General features: G+C 58.6%; 14 protein-coding genes. 8 read left to right on the top strand and 6 right to left on the bottom strand.

All coding sequences use genetic code 11. From position 1 onward, the window contains the following. The first annotated feature begins 86 nt into the window (after positions 1-86). From BN1125_RS05165 to BN1125_RS05155, 3 genes are read left to right on the top strand one after another with little or no spacing between them, the layout of a single operon-like run. Entirely contained in the window at positions 87-1610 is a 1524-nt protein-coding gene (locus BN1125_RS05165) for an efflux RND transporter periplasmic adaptor subunit (RefSeq protein WP_042011064.1), read from the top strand. Continuing rightward, positions 1607-4735: an efflux RND transporter permease subunit gene (locus BN1125_RS05160; protein WP_042011063.1), complete on the top strand. Its 3129-nt coding sequence runs from the start codon at positions 1607-1609 to the stop codon at positions 4733-4735. The genes BN1125_RS05165 and BN1125_RS05160 overlap by 4 nt, the downstream gene beginning before the upstream one ends. A gap of 44 nt (positions 4736-4779) precedes the next feature. After that, entirely contained in the window at positions 4780-5133 is a 354-nt protein-coding gene (locus BN1125_RS05155) for a copper-binding protein (protein ID WP_042011062.1), read from the top strand. 33 nt (positions 5134-5166) lie between these two features. On the opposite strand, the gene BN1125_RS05150 is transcribed toward BN1125_RS05155, so the two are convergent. Further along, positions 5167-5667: an RNA-guided endonuclease InsQ/TnpB family protein gene (locus tag BN1125_RS05150; protein ID WP_208854214.1), complete on the bottom strand. Its 501-nt coding sequence runs from the start codon at positions 5665-5667 to the stop codon at positions 5167-5169. A gap of 224 nt (positions 5668-5891) precedes the next feature. Between BN1125_RS05150 and BN1125_RS05145 the strand changes: the two genes are divergently transcribed. Beyond that, positions 5892-7409, top strand: coding sequence for an HD domain-containing phosphohydrolase (locus BN1125_RS05145; RefSeq protein ID WP_042011061.1), 1518 nt, complete (start codon positions 5892-5894; stop codon positions 7407-7409). Between the two features lie 109 nt (positions 7410-7518). On the opposite strand, the gene BN1125_RS05140 is transcribed toward BN1125_RS05145, so the two are convergent. Both BN1125_RS05140 and dnaQ read right to left on the bottom strand, forming a co-directional pair. Continuing rightward, positions 7519-8781 carry a TIGR03503 family protein gene (locus BN1125_RS05140; RefSeq protein WP_042011148.1) on the bottom strand — a complete coding sequence of 421 codons (1263 nt, stop codon included), beginning with the start codon at positions 8779-8781 and terminating at the stop codon, positions 7519-7521. Then, entirely contained in the window at positions 8778-9512 is a 735-nt protein-coding gene (gene dnaQ / locus BN1125_RS05135; RefSeq protein ID WP_042011060.1) for a DNA polymerase III subunit epsilon, read from the bottom strand. Before dnaQ ends, BN1125_RS05140 begins: the two co-directional genes overlap by 4 nt. Before the next feature lie 79 nt (positions 9513-9591). Between dnaQ and rnhA the strand changes: the two genes are divergently transcribed. After that, the gene (gene rnhA, locus BN1125_RS05130; RefSeq protein ID WP_042011059.1) at positions 9592-10056 is read left to right on the top strand and encodes a ribonuclease HI; all 465 of its coding nucleotides are present in this window, start codon (positions 9592-9594) and stop codon (positions 10054-10056) included. On the opposite strand, the gene BN1125_RS05125 is transcribed toward rnhA, so the two are convergent. After that, complete coding sequence (locus tag BN1125_RS05125; protein WP_042011057.1) at positions 10044-10766, bottom strand: methyltransferase domain-containing protein; 723 nt, start codon at positions 10764-10766, stop codon at positions 10044-10046. The two genes, rnhA and BN1125_RS05125, sit on opposite strands and share 13 nt — an antisense overlap. 72 nt (positions 10767-10838) lie before the next feature. On the opposite strand from BN1125_RS05125, the gene gloB reads away from it, so the two are divergent. Continuing rightward, positions 10839-11603, top strand: a complete 765-nt coding sequence (gene gloB / locus BN1125_RS05120; protein WP_042011056.1) for a hydroxyacylglutathione hydrolase — start codon at positions 10839-10841, stop codon at positions 11601-11603. 70 nt (positions 11604-11673) lie between these two features. Further along, the gene (locus BN1125_RS05115) at positions 11674-13218 is read left to right on the top strand and encodes a lytic transglycosylase (RefSeq protein WP_042011055.1); all 1545 of its coding nucleotides are present in this window, start codon (positions 11674-11676) and stop codon (positions 13216-13218) included. A gap of 146 nt (positions 13219-13364) precedes the next feature. Here the strand turns inward: BN1125_RS05115 and astE are convergent, their stop codons facing one another. Both astE and BN1125_RS05105 read right to left on the bottom strand, forming a co-directional pair. Further along, positions 13365-14390 carry a succinylglutamate desuccinylase gene (gene astE / locus BN1125_RS05110; protein ID WP_042011054.1) on the bottom strand — a complete coding sequence of 342 codons (1026 nt, stop codon included), beginning with the start codon at positions 14388-14390 and terminating at the stop codon, positions 13365-13367. A gap of 295 nt (positions 14391-14685) precedes the next feature. Beyond that, a complete protein-coding gene (locus tag BN1125_RS05105; RefSeq protein WP_042011053.1) occupies positions 14686-14895 on the bottom strand; it encodes a DUF1127 domain-containing protein in 210 nt (69 codons plus the stop codon). 525 nt (positions 14896-15420) lie between these two features. Here BN1125_RS05105 and BN1125_RS05100 point away from each other — a divergent pair. Then, the gene (locus BN1125_RS05100; protein ID WP_042011052.1) at positions 15421-16314 is read left to right on the top strand and encodes a DNA replication terminus site-binding protein; all 894 of its coding nucleotides are present in this window, start codon (positions 15421-15423) and stop codon (positions 16312-16314) included. The last annotated feature ends 29 nt before the right edge of the window (positions 16315-16343 follow it).

Genomic DNA, 16343 nt, shown 5'->3' with positions numbered 1-16343 from the left:
AACTTTTCACCCACCAGCGTTGCCGCCTTCGCAGGCGCCCTCTCCATCTGCACTTTCTGTATGCAGATCCGCGCCGGAGGCCAGTCATGAACAAGACCCTGTTGATGTCGGCCCTGCTGCTGGCCCTCGGCGCCGGTGGCGGCTACTGGGTCGCCAAACAGACCATCACTGACACCGCGGCTAAGGAAAAGACGCCGCTCTACTGGGTCAATCCCATGGATCCCCGCGACAAACGCGATGGCCCCGCCAAAGACAACATGGGGATGGACTTCATCCCCGTCTATGAGGAGCAGAAAAGCGGCTCGCCGGGCACCGTCACCATCAGCCCCGAGATCCAGCAGAACCTGGGGGTGCGGCTGGCCAAGGTCGAAAAACTGCCTATCCACCCGCAGATCGAGACGGTAGGTTACGTCGGCTATGATGAGGATCGGCTGGAGGCGGTCAACGCCCGCATGGCGGGCTGGATCCGTACCCTCGCCATCAAGAGCGAGGGGCAGCAGGTTGCCAAAGGTTCCCTGCTCTACGAGATCTACGCCCCGGATCTGGTCAATGCCCAGCACGAGTACCTGCTGGCCCTCAATACCAGCAACCCGCTGCTGCTGCGTGCCGCCGAAGGCAAGCTCAAGTCCCTGCAGGTACCGGCAGATCAGATTGCCGCCCTCAAGCGCAGCCGTCAGGTACGCGAAACCATTGCCATCTATGCCCCCAGCAGCGGTTATGTCTCCGAGCTCAAGGTGCGCGAGGGGCAGTATGTTGAGCCCGCGGCGGCGCTGTTCAACATCAGTACCCTCAAGCAGGTGTGGGTCAGCGCCGAGGTGTTCGAGCGCCAGGCCTCCCAACTGAAGGTCGGCGATCCGGTCACCATGACCCTCGACTATGCCCCGGGCCGCCGCTGGCAGGGCCGGGTGGACTACCTCTACCCCACTCTGGAAGCTGCCACCCGCACCCTCAAGGTGCGACTGCGCTTTGACAACCCGGACGAATTTTTGAAACCCAACATGTTCGCCAAGGTGACGATTCAAGCGGGCAAGGGAGAACCCCAGTTGGTGGTGCCGAGCGAAGCGGTGATCCGCACCGGCAGCCAGGACAGGCTGGTGCTGGCGCTGGGGGATGGCAACTTCAAGTCGGTGGCGGTCATTCTGGGCCCCCAGTTTGGCGACAAGGTGGCGATCAAAGAGGGCGTCGAGGCCGGTGACAACATAGTCCGCTCAGCCCAGTTCCTGCTCGACTCGGAATCGGCTATCGATTCAGACTTCCAGCGCATGACGGCGGTACGCCCCGCCCAGGTGTGGACTCAGGGCGAGGTTGAAAGCATCGATTTGGCCAACCGCACTCTGATGGTCTCCCACCAGCCCATCCCCGAGTGGCAGTGGCCCGCCATGGAGATGGAGTTCACCGTGGCCGAGGGAGTCGATATCAGCAAGCTGACACCGGCTCACACTCTGCATCTGCAGGTCGAACAGATTGGTGACGAGTACCGCATCATCCAAATCCATGTGGAAGAGAAACCGACCACGGGCGACACCATGAAAGAGGCTGAAGATGAGATGACAGGGATGGATCACAGCCAGCATCAGATGCCGATCCCCAAGATGGAGAATAAGCCATGATCCCGTCGATTATTCGCTGGGCCGTGGGCAACCGCTTTCTGGTGCTGCTGCTGACCCTCATGCTCACCGCCTGGGGGCTCTGGTCGGTCAAGCAGACCCCGGTGGATGCCCTGCCGGATCTCTCCGACGTGCAGGTGATCATCAAGACCTCCTACCCGGGACAAGCGCCCCAAGTGGTGGAAGATCAGGTGACCTACCCGCTCACCACCGCCATGCTGGCGGTGCCTGGGGCGACCACGGTGCGCGGCTACTCCTTCTTCGGCGACTCCTTCGTCTATGTGTTGTTTGACGACAGCACCGACCTCTACTGGGCCCGCGCCCGGGTGCTGGAGTATTTGAGTCAGGTGGCCCCGAGCCTCCCCGCCTCCGCCCGCCCCCAGCTCGGCCCCGATGCCACCGGGGTGGGCTGGGTCTATCAGTACGCGCTGGTGGACAAAACCGGCAAGCACGATCTCAGCCAACTCACCTCGCTGCAGAACTGGTTCCTCAAGTACGAGCTGCAGACGGTAGAAGGGGTCTCCGAAGTCGCCACCGTGGGCGGCATGGTGCGCCAGTATCAGGTACGGGTCGACCCGGACAAGCTGCGCGCCTACGGCATCCCGCTCTCCCTTATCGAGACCGCCATCCAGCAGGGCAATCAGGAGACAGGTGCCTCCGTCATCGAGATGGCGGAAGCGGAGTACATGGTGCGCTCCAACGGCTATCTGAAAAGCGTCGAGGATCTGAAGCAGATCCCGCTCGGCACCAATGTGCGCGGCGCTCCGCTGCTGCTGGGTGACGTGGCGGATGTGGTCACCGGCCCCCAGATGCGGCGCGGCATCGCCGAGCTCAACGGCGAAGGGGAAGTAGTGGGCGGCATCATCGTCATGCGCTACGGCGAGAATGCCCAGCACACCATCGACGGGGTCAAGGCGCGGCTGGCGGAGCTGAAAAGCAGCCTGCCAGAGGGGGTGGAGATCGTCACCGTCTACGATCGATCCGACCTTATCCAGCGCGCCATCGACAACCTCTCCGGCAAGCTGCTGGAGGAGTTCGCCGTGGTGGTGCTGGTCTGCCTCGCTTTCCTGTTCCACCTGCGCTCGTCACTGGTGGTGGTCATCACCCTGCCCATTGCCATTCTGGTGGCCTTTATCGTGATGCACCTGCAGGGGATCAACGCCAACATCATGTCGCTGGGGGGGATCGCCATCGCCATCGGCGCCATGGTGGATGGTGCCATCGTGATGATCGAGAACGTCCACAAACACATGGAGCGGGAGGCGCTCACCGACAAGAACCGCTGGCGCATCATCACGGAGGCGAGCATCGAGGTGGGGCCCGCCATCTTCTTCTCCCTGCTCATCATCACCATCAGCTTCCTGCCGGTGTTTGCGCTGGAGGCGCAGGAGGGACGGATGTTCCATCCACTCGCCTACACCAAGACCTATGCTATGGCGGCGGCGGCCGCGCTCGCCATCACGCTCGTCCCAGTAATGATGGGGTACTTTATCCGTGGCAAGGTGCTGGCCGAGCAGGCCAACCCCCTCAACCGCTGGCTAAGCCAGGGCTATGTGCCGCTGCTGAAAGCCGTGCTGGCCCGTCCGAAAACCACGCTGGCCATCGCCGCCGTGGTCACGGTAGCGGGTTTCTGGCCACTCAAGTACCTCGGCTCCGAGTTTATTCCGCCGCTCGACGAAGGGGACATCATGTATATGCCCACCACGGCGGCCAATATCTCGGTGGGCAAGGCGCGGGAGATCCTGCAGCAAACCGACAAGCTCATTCGCACCGTGCCCGAAGTGCAGAACGTGTTCGGCAAGGCCGGGCGCGCCGAGTCAGCTACCGATCCCGCCGATCTGGTGATGATGGAGACCAGCATCCAGCTCAAACCCCGAGAGCAGTGGCGCCCCGGCATGACCCCGGAGAAGCTCAAAGAGGAGCTCGACGCCCTGATACGCTTCCCCGGCCTCACCAACGCCTGGGTGCCCCCCATCAAGACTCGCATCGACATGCTGGCCACCGGCATCAAAACCCCGGTCGGCATCAAGATAGCGGGGCCTGATCTCAAGGTGATCCAGCAACTTGGCCAGCAGATCGAGCAGATCGTTGACAAGGTCGAGGGCGCGTCATCGGTCTACGCCGAACGGGTGGCCGGTGGCCGCTACGTCAAGGTGGATATCGACCGGCTCAAGGCGGCCCGCTATGGCCTCAACATCGCCGATGTGCAGGCGGTGCTCGCCACCGCGGTAGGCGGCATGGAGGTGGGCCAGACCATCGAGGGGCGCGAGCGCTATCCCATCAACCTGCGCTACCCCCAGAGCTATCGCGATTCGGTGGCCAGCCTCGAGCTGCTGCCAGTGGTCACGCCAAACGGCGCCCGCATTGCGCTGGCCGACGTGGCCCGGGTCTACATCAGCGATGAGGCCCCCATGCTGCGCAGTGAGAACGCACGGCTCAATGGCTGGGTTTACGTGGACATTCGCGGCCGCGATATCGGCTCCTTCGTCGAGGAGGCCAGGGCCGAGGTCAGCAAGCAGCTGGTGCTGCCAGCGGGCTATGCCCTCACCTGGTCTGGCCAATACGAGTACATGGAGCGGGCCAAGGCGCGCCTCGCCTACGTGGTGCCGCTCACGGTCGCCATTATCGTGCTGCTGCTCTATCTGGCGTTTCGCCGCTTCCAGGAGGTGCTGCTCATTCTCACCACCTTGCCGCTGGCGGTGGTGGGCGGGATCTGGACCCTCTGGCTGCTCGACTTCAACCTCTCGGTGGCGGTGGGGGTGGGCTTTATCGCCCTGGCCGGGGTAGCGGTGGAGACCGGTGTCTTGATGCTGGTCTACCTCAACCACGCCTGGGATGACCTTATCGCCAGCGGCAAGCCGGACCGGGCGGGTCTGCACCAGGCAGTCATTCACGGCGCCGCCCTGCGCCTGCGTCCCAAGATGATGACGGTGGTGACCATTATCGCTGGCCTCTTACCCATCATGTGGAGCCACGGCACCGGCTCCGAGGTGATGCAGCGCATCGCCGCCCCCATGATAGGTGGCATGGTGAGTGCGCTGGTGCTGACCCTCTTGGTGCTGCCCGCCGCCTACTATCTGTGGCGCAGCCGCACTCTTGGCAAAGATATCGACCAACAAGCCGAATAGGCTGACACCGGGATCCATTTCGACTAGACAACGAGGAAATCAAGATGAACCACAAGACGCTGACCCTGACCCTGCTGATGGGCCTTGCCACCCAGACCAGCCTGCAAGCCGAAGAGATGATGCACCATGAAGGGCACGATATGAGCCAGACGGGTGAGATGAGCGAACAGGCCGCAATGGTGATGACCAAGGGGGTCATTACCCGCCTCGATGAGGGGAGCGGCAAGGTCGGCATCAAACACGAGGCAATAGACAACCTCAAGATGCCCCCCATGACCATGATCTTTCAAGTGGCTGATCCGACCCAGCTCAAGGGGCTCCAGGTGGGGGATGCCATCCACTTTCATGCCGAAAACCAAGGCGGCAAGCTCACTGTGACCGCCATCCAGTCGCAGTAAACGGCATCGGACGTCGCCAATGTGCTGACGCCATTATGCCCGGACGTTGCGCCCCGGCTGGCTGGTCGTGCCCGCTGCTGATGTTGACATGCTGGCAACCTTCACATCCTCAATGACGATCATCGCGTGGTTTTTGCTGATTGTCGTTGTGACCTTGTGCAGGTAATCGCGGCGGGTATTGGCGATATGCGAATGCAGGCGCTGGATCTTGCCTTTTTGCTTCTTCCAGTTACTGCTGAACTTAACCTTTTTACTCAACTGGCGCTGGAGCCTTGCCAGCTTGGCCTGATTGGGTTTGAAGCTGTTGACGGGCTCAAACACCGTGTCGTCTGACAGGGTTGCGAGCTTGGCGATACCCGCATCCAGCCCGACCATTGAGCCGGACGGGTGGATTGGCTCAGGCGTCTCCTGCTCGATCTGAAATGAGACATACCAGTGCCCGGCGGCTTGGCTGACAGTGGCGTTTTTAATCTTCCCTGCGACTGGGCGTGACTGGCGAAACTTGACCCACGTAAGCCCGGCTGGCAGCTTCACTCTCCCTTTTAAAATCCCCAATCAGGTGCGGAATGTCGGGTAAAGACCATGCGAGCCAGCGCTATGATTGGCAAGAAAAATGGAATAATTGGCCCGTATGGAGACCAGGTTTCATTTGCCTGGTTCGATCATAGTATTTCGAGATCAAATTTTATTGCTCAATACGTTTCCTATCCTTAGTGAAGCAGTTAATGTAAGCACTGGATGCCAAACAGGATTGTATGATGGATGACCAAATCCTGATTATTGATGATGACGATCTCTCCCTCCCCGACACGAAGCAAGCGGGCTGGAAGGTAATGATTGTTGACGATGAACCGGAAGTGCATCGCATCACCAAGATAACCTTGAACAAATTCGAGTTTGACAATCGTCCTATCGAGTTTTTAAACGCCTATTCGGCTGCAGAAGCAAAAAAAATGCTGGCCACCACCCCGGATGTTGCGCTACTGCTGCTGGACGTGGTGATGGAGGCCGATCACGCCGGCCTCGATGTCGTCAAATATGTCCGGGAAGAGCTGCAAAACAAGATGGTGCGCATCGTGCTCCGTACCGGCCAACCGGGGCAGGCACCGGAAGATGACGTGGTGACCAACTACGACATCAACGACTACAAAGACAAGACCGAACTGACCTCCCAGAAGCTGCGTACTCTGCTTCGGGCCAGCCTGCGATCCTATCGGGATATCCGCACCCTGGAGAGCAATCGGCAAGGACTGGAAAAAGTCATCGAGGCCTCCAAGGGTATCTTTGAGAAACGGGCCCTGCGTCAGTTTGTCGAAGGCGCCCAGGAGCAGCTCAGCGCGCTGCTCCATCTGGGAGAGACCCAGATTTACGATGTAAAGCAATATACCTACGAGGTAAAAGATCAGCTGCTGGAGCCCATGCTTCCAGATCATCCCCCCGTGCGGTTGACAGAGGCCCCCGAGATACTGCGTCAGGCCATAACCAGGGGTTGCAGTATCTATCACTCCAACCAGATGGTGCTCTACTGCCAAAACCAGCGCCACCACCTGCTGTTTTATATCGAGACCACTCGCCAGCTCAGTCAGATCGATACCAGCCTGCTGACCCTGTTTACCGAAAGCATCATAGTGGCACTGGAAAATATCCGGCTCAACGAGGTCATCGCCGATAACCAAAGGGAGATCATCTATCGCATCGGCGAACTGGTCGAGACCCGTTCCAAGGAGTCTGGGCTGCACGTCAAACGGGTAGCGCTCTACACAGAACTTTTCTGCCATCTGCTGGGGATGAGCGAAGAGCAGAGCGAGCTGGTTAAACGCGCCTCACCACTGCACGACATAGGCAAGGTCGGTATTCCCGATGCCATTTTGCACAAACCGGGCAAACTCACCCCGGAAGAGTGGGAGATCATGAAATCCCATGCCCAACTCGGGCATGATATGCTCTCCGGTAGCGATCTGGCGCTGTTCCAGATTGGCGCCACCATCGCAGGCAGTCACCATGAGAAGTGGAATGGCAGCGGTTATCCCCGCGGATTGAAGGGGGCCGATATTCCACTGGAAGGACGGATTGTTGCGCTGGCCGATGTGTTCGATGCTCTGGGCTCGGATCGCTGCTACAAGAAGGCGTGGCCACTGGACAAGGTACTGGCGCTGATTGAAGAGGAGAAGGGCCAGCATTTCGATCCCCAGCTGGTCGAACTGATGATGGCCAGTCTGGACAAGTTTCTCGAGATCCGCGAGCAGAACAAGGATGTCTATATCGGCAATCACTGATACCAGCCAGTCCCTTCATCTGATGGGACCCGCAAAAAAAACCGCCCTGTATATCAAGGGCGGTTTCTTCTATCTTTCTATCTGGTTTATCGTTTTTCCCGAGTCAGGGTTACTGCTCTGGCAAGTTCAGGTCCAGCTTGGCTGCCGGTTGACCACTTTGCTGATTTTCAGCCTGAGCCGCCGCCAGCGCACGTTTAAAGGCGCGCCGTTTTTGTAACACCACAAAACCGGCGCCCCCCAGCAACACCAGTAGAACCCCGCCCCCAACCAGAGCCCAAAACACCCAGCCCATCCCCTCTTCAGGCGCACCCTCGACAGACTCTGCACTGGAAGCCACAGCGGCCGCCGACACCACCTCTACAGGAGGCGGCGGTGGCGGGAAGACATTGAAGGTTTTCACCGGCAACTCGATTTTCAGCTCTCGGCCGAGGCGATTGGTGCCATAGAGGGTTGCTTTCACCTCATGCTGCCCCACCTCCTTGATGGCGGAGAGATCGATATCAAGCTTGGGTCCACTGGTCGTCTCGCTAAACGCGTAGAGGCCGCCCACATTGCTGGTCACACTCCCCTTGATCACCACGGAAGCGGGATCCAGTTCATCACTGTCGATTAGCAGTGACAGCTTGGCGCCCAGCTCTGCTGAAGGGGGAGCCAGGTTATAACCGAACGGATAAGGGTAAAGCAGTACATCCTGATAGCGGGCACGGACAAACACCTGATTACCGGTGCTGAACATGGCGCGGTACTTGCCACCGGGTATATCCTGTAGTGTCACTTCCGCGGTCATGATACCGTCACCCGGCACTTCGTCGAGACCCTTGCCGTCATCGCGATAGTGGCCGAGTACCTGATCCAGCACCACCTGTTGCTGAGCGGCATCGCTGAAGGATTGCAGCTTGACCGTCATCCCCAGATCAGAGAGATAGTATTTATCTTTCGGCGGCTGACCATTGATCAGCAACCACGCCTTGAGCTTGACCACCTCCCCCTGATAGAGCTGCATCGGCAGGGCGGCGATATCGAGCCGGATATCGGAGAGAATGCGCACCCGGTTGTCGGGATCCACCTCGCCAATCGCCTGCCAAGGGCCCGGCATCGGATTGCGCAGGGTAATGAGATCATGTTCTGGCAGGGCCAGCCAACCCACATCGACGGGTTTGACCCGGCCGACATAGAGCTTGCTGCCATCGGGACGCACCAGGATCACCGAAGGCGTGCCCGCTTTGCGTTTGATAATGAAGGTGATCTCCTTCACCCCATAATCGATGCGAAAGCGGTTATCCAGTAGCGGGATATCGGTGGGTGCAAACACTTCGGTCGCCGTCGCCCCCAGCGAGAGCAACAACAGTAGACCGGCACACCACTTGCTTATTGCCGCCACAGACAACTCCCTCCCTTCTTCTGTACCAGGTCGAGCCGAGCCTCATGCTTGGCCAGCACCTCGGCACTGGTGCGGATCACCTTGAGCGCAGGGCGGTTGCTCTCCAGTCGGCGAATGCTGGTGTCCTGATTGCTCTCGTTTTCACTGCTTTCGGTGGCCAGATTGAGTTTGGTCTGACCACCGGTCATCAACAGATAGACGTCTGCCAGGATCTCCGCATCGAGCAAGGCCCCGTGCAGCGTACGATGCGAGTTATCGATACCGTAGCGATCGCAAAGCACGTCCAGGTTATTGCGCTTGCCGGGGAAGAGATCCCGCGCCATCGCCAGGGTGTCGGTGATGGTGCAGATATCCGCCGTCTTGAAGTTGAGTCCGAGCTTGCTGAACTCGTAATCCATGAAGCTCACGTCAAACGGCGCGTTGTGGGCAATCAGTTCGGCGCCGCGGATGAACTCGAGGAACTCGTCGGCAATCTGGCTGAACGACGGTTTGTCACGCAGGAACTCGTCGGTGATACCGTGCACCTGAATCGCTTCCGGGTCGACCAGACGATCAGGCTTGATATAGACGTGATAGTGGTTACCGGTCAGCTTGCGGTTGATCACCTCCACACAGCCGATTTCAATGATGCGATGACCCAGATAGACGGGGCCGCCCGCCGTATTCATACCTGTGGTTTCAGTATCCAGAATGATCTGGCGATTCAGTTGGGGTGTGTTCATGATCCAATCTATGTCAAACTTCGGCTTTACTTACTCGCTAGTTTACCCCAAGCCTCATGCTAAAACAGATTGATTGCTCATGTTAAAACAGATTGATGTCTATACCGACGGCTCCTGCCTCGGCAATCCGGGCCCGGGTGGTTACGGAGCTGTAATGGTCTACGGCAAACACCGCAAAGAGATTTCCGCCGGATTCAAGTTGACCACCAATAACCGGATGGAGCTGATGGCCGCCATCATGGGGCTGCGCACCCTCAACGAACCGTGCCAGGTGCGCCTCACCACCGACAGCCAGTATGTCCGCCAGGGGATCACCCAGTGGATCATCGGCTGGAAGAAGAAAGGGTGGATGACCGCCAACCGTCAGCCGGTCAAGAATGTCGATCTCTGGAAAGAGCTGGATGCGGAAGTGGGTCGCCACCAGATCGAGTGGCTCTGGGTCAAGGGCCACTCCGGCCACCCGGAGAACGAACGGTGTGACGAGCTGGCCCGCGATGCCGCCTGCGGCAAGGATCTGGCCGAGGATACCGGCTACCAGCCCTGACGGGCCATGCCCGGTGTGGCGAGGGATTTGGACAGTTGCCAACGCCGCCGCACCGGGATCAATGGAAAGCGCCGCTTACGAGCCGCAATCACGTATACCGATGCAAATGCCCTGCAATAATCCCGCCCGATACTCTCCCGCCACCAACTGTGCCAGCTCTGTTTCCCCATAAACGAGTAACCAAAGCGCTCGTCGAACATCACCTCGCATCCTAACAGATGCAGCCAATCCGTCACTCTTCCTGGGGTGAACATCCGAGCCGACCAGGGCATTCTGCGCCGCAAGAAGGGTACACAGTGGCCGATCCCGACCAGACTCAAGGGGTTGTAGCCACTGATGATCAGCCAGCCATCGTCGGTCAGCACCCTCTCGGCCTCACGCAGCACCTGATGGGGATCGGCAGAAAAATCGAGACAGTGGGCCAGCAGGCAGGCATCGACACTGCCGGTGCGCACCGGCAGAGCGAGGGGATCGCCATACATGTCGAGCAGCCGCCCGCCGGGGGCGACGCCAATCTGGTGGTGAATGGAAGATCGTTTGCAGGAGAGTTCAGCGCTCAGGGCGCCAATTTTCAGCAGATGGTAGCCAAACAGATTGGGGCACCAGTTGTCGAGCCGATCCTGGATCTCGGCCGCCACCCAGTCCCCCATCGGCAAGGCAGACCAGCTGGTCGGGATCTCGATTTGTTGTTCGGTACGTGCCACCTGCATAATAGGGCTCAACTCGGGGTTTCGAACGCCATCCTGTTATATAAGATACCCTCCCTAAAGAGAAGCAGACTCATGTATCCAGTGATCACAGTTCCAGCCTTTAATGACAACTACATCTGGTTGATCCGCCACGAAAATCACTGTCTGGTGGTCGACCCGGGCGATGCGGCGCCGGTGCTGGAGCGGCTCGAGGTATTGGGGCTCGAGCTCGACGCCATCCTGCTCACCCATCACCATCACGACCATGTGGGCGGCGTCACCGACCTGCTTGCCCACTTCCCCCACGCCCGGCTTTATGGCCCCAAACTTGACCCGATGCCGGATCACCACGGTCAGTGGCTGGAAGATGGCGATCAGATCAACTGGCACGGCCTCGCCCTCGAGGTGATCCATGTGCCCGGTCACACCCGTGGCCACATCGCCTACCATGGCAACGGCATGCTGTTTTGTGGCGATACCCTCTTCTCGGCCGGTTGTGGCCGCCTGTTTGAAGGGACGCCGGAGCAGATGTACCACTCGCTGCAACGACTCGCCGCCCTGCCCGATGAGACCCTCATCTATTGTGCCCACGAGTACACCCTCGCCAACCTGCGCTTTGCCTATGCGGTCGAGCCGGACAACCCGGCGATCCGCCGCCAGATCGGGCTGATCAGCAAACTGCGTCAACAAGGACTGCCCAGCCTGCCAACCCGGTTGGGGGATGAACGCACTTTCAACATTTTTCTGCGCTGCGAGCAGGATTCAGTGAAATTTTCTGCTGAAAATCACGGGCTAAAATGCGTGGAAAATCCGGTAGATACCTTCACCATCCTGCGCCAGTGGAAGGACGTTTTTTGAACAAACCTTGATCAGGGGGCCATTGCCCCTTATGATGCGGGCTGTTTTTCCTAAAAATGACCGGAACGAGATGAAGGTACGAACGGCCTTATTGGCAGCGCTGTTGCTCAGTGGCTGCCAAAACCTGAGCCATCAGGATGACCGGGCGCTAACGGCAATCGAGCCGATCAAGTCCCCCCAGGTCAAGAAAAAAGCGCATAGCAAACATGCTTCCAATTTCCTGTTTGGCGATGAACAGCTGGACGAAATGGAAGATACGGACAATCTGTGGGTGCGCATCAGCGATGATATGCAGCTGGATACCCCGGATAATGCCCGCATCCGCCAACAACGTGAGTCGTTGTTGCGTAATAATAAGCATCTGGCGACCATTGCCAGCCGGGCTGAACCTTACCTCTATCTGATAGTAGAGGAGATAGAACGGCGTGGGCTGCCAATGGAGCTTGTTACTGTCCCGATGATCGAGAGCATGTTCAATCCTCATGCCCGATCCCGCAGCAATGCGGTGGGGCTCTGGCAATTTGTCCCCGCCACTGGCAAGAACTTCGGTCTGCGCCACGACAACTGGTATGACGGACGGCGCGATGTGCTGGCTTCCACCAATGCGGCGCTCGACTATCTGGAGTACCTGAACCGCTTCTTCGACGGTGACTGGCTGCAAACCCTGGCGGCCTACAATGCCGGTGAAGGCAGAGTGCGCAACGCCATCCAGCGCAACCAACGTGCGGGTAAACCGACCGACTACTGGTCGCTCGATCTGCCCCGCGAAACCCGGATGTATGTGCCAAAGATCTTGGCCATGTCTGACATGATCAGTAATGCAGACAAGTACAACGTCACGCTGCCGGTGCTGGCCAATGAACCCAGGCTGCGGGTGGTGGACACAGGAAGCCAGATCGACCTGAATGTGGCGGCCCAATTGGCGGGTCTGCGCACCGCACAGCTCAAAGAGGTCAATCCGGCCCTCAATCGTGGTGTGATGTCGCCCCGTGGTCCTTACCGCCTGCTGGTACCGGTAGAATATGCCGATACCCTGGAGCTGGCACTGGCCGATCTGCCCAAGAGCGAGCGTATTCGTACCCGATCCTATCAGGTTGTCAGTGGCGACACCCTGTCACGCATCGCCCAGCATCACGGTGTCAGCGTGAGCGAGTTGAAACTGGCCAACAATCTGCGTAGCAACAACCTGCGTCGCGGTCAGCAACTGGTGATCCCGACCCATGGACAGGTCAGCAGCACCGCCAGCAAACCGCAGCAACTGGCCAGCCGTGGCAGCAGCCAGAAAGGCAAGGTGAGCTACAAGGTGCGGGCAGGTGACAACCTGTGGAGCATCAGCCAGGCTCACGGCGTCTCACATACCGAGCTGGCCAAGTGGAATGGACTGAACGCCAAATCGGCGCTCAAACCGGGCATGAAGCTGGTGGTCTATCCCAAGCAGGGGAAGAAGAGCGACAAGCCGATGGTGTATCAGGTTCGCCGTGGCGACTCCATCTCTTCCATCGCCGCGCGCTTCCAGGTCGCCATCAACGATGTGATGCGCTGGAACCAGCTGGACAAAGGGGATTATCTCAAGCCCGGTCAGGAGCTGACCCTGTTTGTGAAGAACAACAGTTAAGCGCCCCCCCTTAAACCCGATGTAAAACGGGGCCAGTCGCTGACTGGCCCCGTTTTTTATTCCTGTGATACTGATCGCTGTCCGAGAGCGTCATCCCGACGAGACCAAGATCCACCTTACAGCACTCACAGCAAGGAGCTAAAGCACTACTCCCAGAGCCTGGTTGGCACCACCAGCAACACGGTGCGCTGACCGATGGCAACATTGGCGTTGGGGAAGACCACAGCCTCACTCGGCCGTTCGACCGAGTAGCGCAACTCGCCATCCTCGGCCAACACAAACCCTTGCGGAAATTCGGTAAAGTTGTCCACATCGCTGGCAAACAGGAAGCGAAACTGCTCCGATTTTTTGGTGATAACCCGATCGATGGCAAACAGGGTGAAATCATCCGCCCGCCATGGCTCCAGCACCACCTCGTCTTGGGTGACCAGCTCCTGCAGTGCCTGCCGGATTTCGATAAAACGGGTCATGTCGTTCTCGCCAAATGGCCGTACCTTGCCCAGCTCCACGGTAAAAGCGTGAGCGCCGTGCTGGCGGGAGCTGAAGTAGCTGAAGGTCGTGGTCGGGCTGGCGGAGAGCAAAATGGTGCGCACCCCGCAGGCGCCGAGAAACTGCACCTGCTCGCGGCAGTGGGGTCGATCGTGAGGGAAGGGGTAGACGGCAAATTTCTCGTGGCGGGAGCCCCGAATGGCTGTGTGCAGGTCGTAGTGATAACGGGGACGGTCCGGGTCGGCAAAGAAGCGGCTGACATACTGCTCGAGGCGCATGGCGCGGATCCGCTCCCGATTGCACAGCCCCTCCCCCTTGCTGTGGGCACCGGAGAAGAGGCGATTCATGTTCTCCTCCACCTCCCGCAGCCCCAGATTCATCGCAGCCGGATTGCCGAACAGAAACAGCAGCCGATGGCGGGCAGTCAGCTCGCCACAGAGCAGACGGCTCAGCAGCTGGTTGCAGATCTCGATGGGGGCAGTCTCGTTACCGTGAATACCGCAGGAGAGGACGATATCCTTGCGCCCTCCGGGCTGATCGCCCGCGCCCTTGGCGGGTTCCAGACAGAGTACCCCCGTATCCCATACGCTGACCCGAGCGCCATCGGGCAGGGCAAATTCAAAGGGCTCAAGCTGCCACTCGTTGCTGCGGGTCAAGGTCAAAAAATCGTGCAGGGGAATCATCCGTCTCACCCTCTTGCTCTGAAACACCATGGCCGGATTATACGCAAGGCATCGCGGCTTAAAATCATTTTTTAAACAAATTCAAACATTAACGACACAATTGTGATAACACTCGAACGACTGTAACCAGGTGCTATAGCTATGCGAAATAAACAGGAACGGAAAGCAGGCCCACGAAGAGCAAGAGGAAAATGGGGGGAGATAAAACAGACTATTGCCCGCCAGATGGCTGGGCGCCACAGGGGCAGAACAGCAAAGGGATCAGCAGAAAAACAAGGCATCCATGCCCGGCAGATCAACCGCGCCAGAACGGCTTGGTGGTCTCTTGATAACGGTCCGCTTCGTTCAGGCCGATGTCTTTGAGCAGGTACTCGGGCAGCTCGGAGAGCTGGCGACGGCTACGGTTGCGCTCCAGCCAGGTCAGCACGGTCATTTTTACGCGATCAGCCAGATTCAGTTGGCTGGAATGCTGGTAACCGGCTTCGGTATAAGTGATGTTGGCCATGATGTGGCTCCTCTGAATATTTGTGTACGCACTGGGCTTTATTTGATGCGCAAAGCTTAGTCAGGGAGTCAGACCGGCTCAATTGACGAATTTTGATACATTACATTAGTAAACCTAATGTATGAAAACGACAGACTTTGATTTTAACCATTTGATTTTAAATAATTAATTATCTTCATGGTTGGCCAACAGAGTCGCACAGCATATTGTGCTGCATGGCACCCATCTATATATGCATTTTACTGCTTTACATATGCATGGACGGACAAGGCATGGACAGCTGGCAACAGAGAAGTTACATGTGATTGTTAATTTAATGATCTCGCCGCGATCTTTATTTAACACCATGAAACATAAATAAAACCCTTACTGCATCCCCATTCAGAGGCGCATATTCATCCTCCCCAAAGTGCCTCTTGGCACTCCAGCCCCATGCTGGTATGTTTATTTATACAGTAGTTTTACTACCCGCATATGATGTCATACCTGATGTTGCCAACAGCGGGTTATACCACAGGATCATCGATGGATACCTTTACCCCCACCGCCGCCCTGCGCCAACAGATGGCCTCCCTGGAAACCGCTCTGGATCAGTTGGCCACCCTGCTCGGCCAGCTCGAACTGCAGGAAGCCCACGTCTATCCCCTCCCTCCAGTCGTACAGGGCGAAGAGCACGACCCCATCAACCAGATTGAGGTGGGTTACCTGAGCGGCGGCGAGGCGCTGGCCGCCACCGTGTCGGCCTATCGGGATCACAGCGCCCGCCCAGGCTGCTCCACCAAGGCCACCCGCCGGTTGCCGGGCTGGCTGCGCTTTCCTGCCGCCGCGGCCACCCTCATCCAGCCGCTGATTGAGCAGATCAACCAGCACAAGCTCACTTTCAAGGCGCTGGTACAGCAGGCCGGGGGGCGGGACGAGAAGTTTGAGCTGGTACATACCACCCTGCCCGGCGTCATCACCTTGCAGGTCTACCGCAAGCTGACATGGCTACATGGAGAGCTGCACTCCCTCGGCTTTACCTGGGCGGACAAGCAGACCATCAATCGCCTCACCCGCGAACAGGTGCTGGAGATGCTGGAACGCAGTCGTCGCTACATACCGGCCCTCTCCAACAACGAAGAGTGGAGCAAGATGGTGGATCAGGAGGTGTACGACATTCGTCGCCTGCCCGCGGATGCCGAGCTGCGGATCCGCCGACCGGTCAAGACCCACCCCATGATCAACCTGCTCTGGCAGGATCGCTCCCCGCGCAAACAGCAGATCAAGGCGAGCCTGCCCCTGCTGCTCTGCTCGGATACCCCGCCCGCAGTCACCCACCTGGGCAACTACCCCCCCAAGAGCCGACAGGCGCGGCGAGATCGCAAGATTGGCGGCGAGCCCATTATCGAGCGGCTGCACCTCTATCTCTATCAGGGCTAGTGGCGCGCCGGCAACAACAAGCAAGCAGA

It is taken from the genome of Aeromonas fluvialis (assembly GCF_000819885.1).
Taxonomy (GTDB): domain Bacteria; phylum Pseudomonadota; class Gammaproteobacteria; order Enterobacterales; family Aeromonadaceae; genus Aeromonas; species Aeromonas fluvialis.
The sequence above is the reverse complement of the archived record's forward strand: the minus strand, read 5'-3'. Positions and strand labels throughout refer to the sequence as shown.

What these genes read in the sequence shown, in the direction of transcription:
- BN1125_RS05105 (WP_042011053.1), bottom strand. Translation starts at nt 14,895, where the DNA reads ATGGCCAACATCACTTATACCGAAGCCGGTTACCAGCATTCCAGCCAA.
- rnhA (WP_042011059.1), top strand. Translation starts at nt 9,592, where the DNA reads ATGTTAAAACAGATTGATGTCTATACCGACGGCTCCTGCCTCGGCAAT.
- BN1125_RS05115 (WP_042011055.1), top strand. Translation starts at nt 11,674, where the DNA reads ATGAAGGTACGAACGGCCTTATTGGCAGCGCTGTTGCTCAGTGGCTGC.
- astE (WP_042011054.1), bottom strand. Translation starts at nt 14,390, where the DNA reads ATGATTCCCCTGCACGATTTTTTGACCTTGACCCGCAGCAACGAGTGG.
- BN1125_RS05100 (WP_042011052.1), top strand. Translation starts at nt 15,421, where the DNA reads ATGGATACCTTTACCCCCACCGCCGCCCTGCGCCAACAGATGGCCTCC.
- BN1125_RS05165 (WP_042011064.1), top strand. Translation starts at nt 87, where the DNA reads ATGAACAAGACCCTGTTGATGTCGGCCCTGCTGCTGGCCCTCGGCGCC.
- gloB (WP_042011056.1), top strand. Translation starts at nt 10,839, where the DNA reads ATGTATCCAGTGATCACAGTTCCAGCCTTTAATGACAACTACATCTGG.
- BN1125_RS05125 (WP_042011057.1), bottom strand. Translation starts at nt 10,766, where the DNA reads ATGCAGGTGGCACGTACCGAACAACAAATCGAGATCCCGACCAGCTGG.
- BN1125_RS05155 (WP_042011062.1), top strand. Translation starts at nt 4,780, where the DNA reads ATGAACCACAAGACGCTGACCCTGACCCTGCTGATGGGCCTTGCCACC.
- BN1125_RS05145 (WP_042011061.1), top strand. Translation starts at nt 5,892, where the DNA reads ATGGATGACCAAATCCTGATTATTGATGATGACGATCTCTCCCTCCCC.
- BN1125_RS05160 (WP_042011063.1), top strand. Translation starts at nt 1,607, where the DNA reads ATGATCCCGTCGATTATTCGCTGGGCCGTGGGCAACCGCTTTCTGGTG.
- dnaQ (WP_042011060.1), bottom strand. Translation starts at nt 9,512, where the DNA reads ATGAACACACCCCAACTGAATCGCCAGATCATTCTGGATACTGAAACC.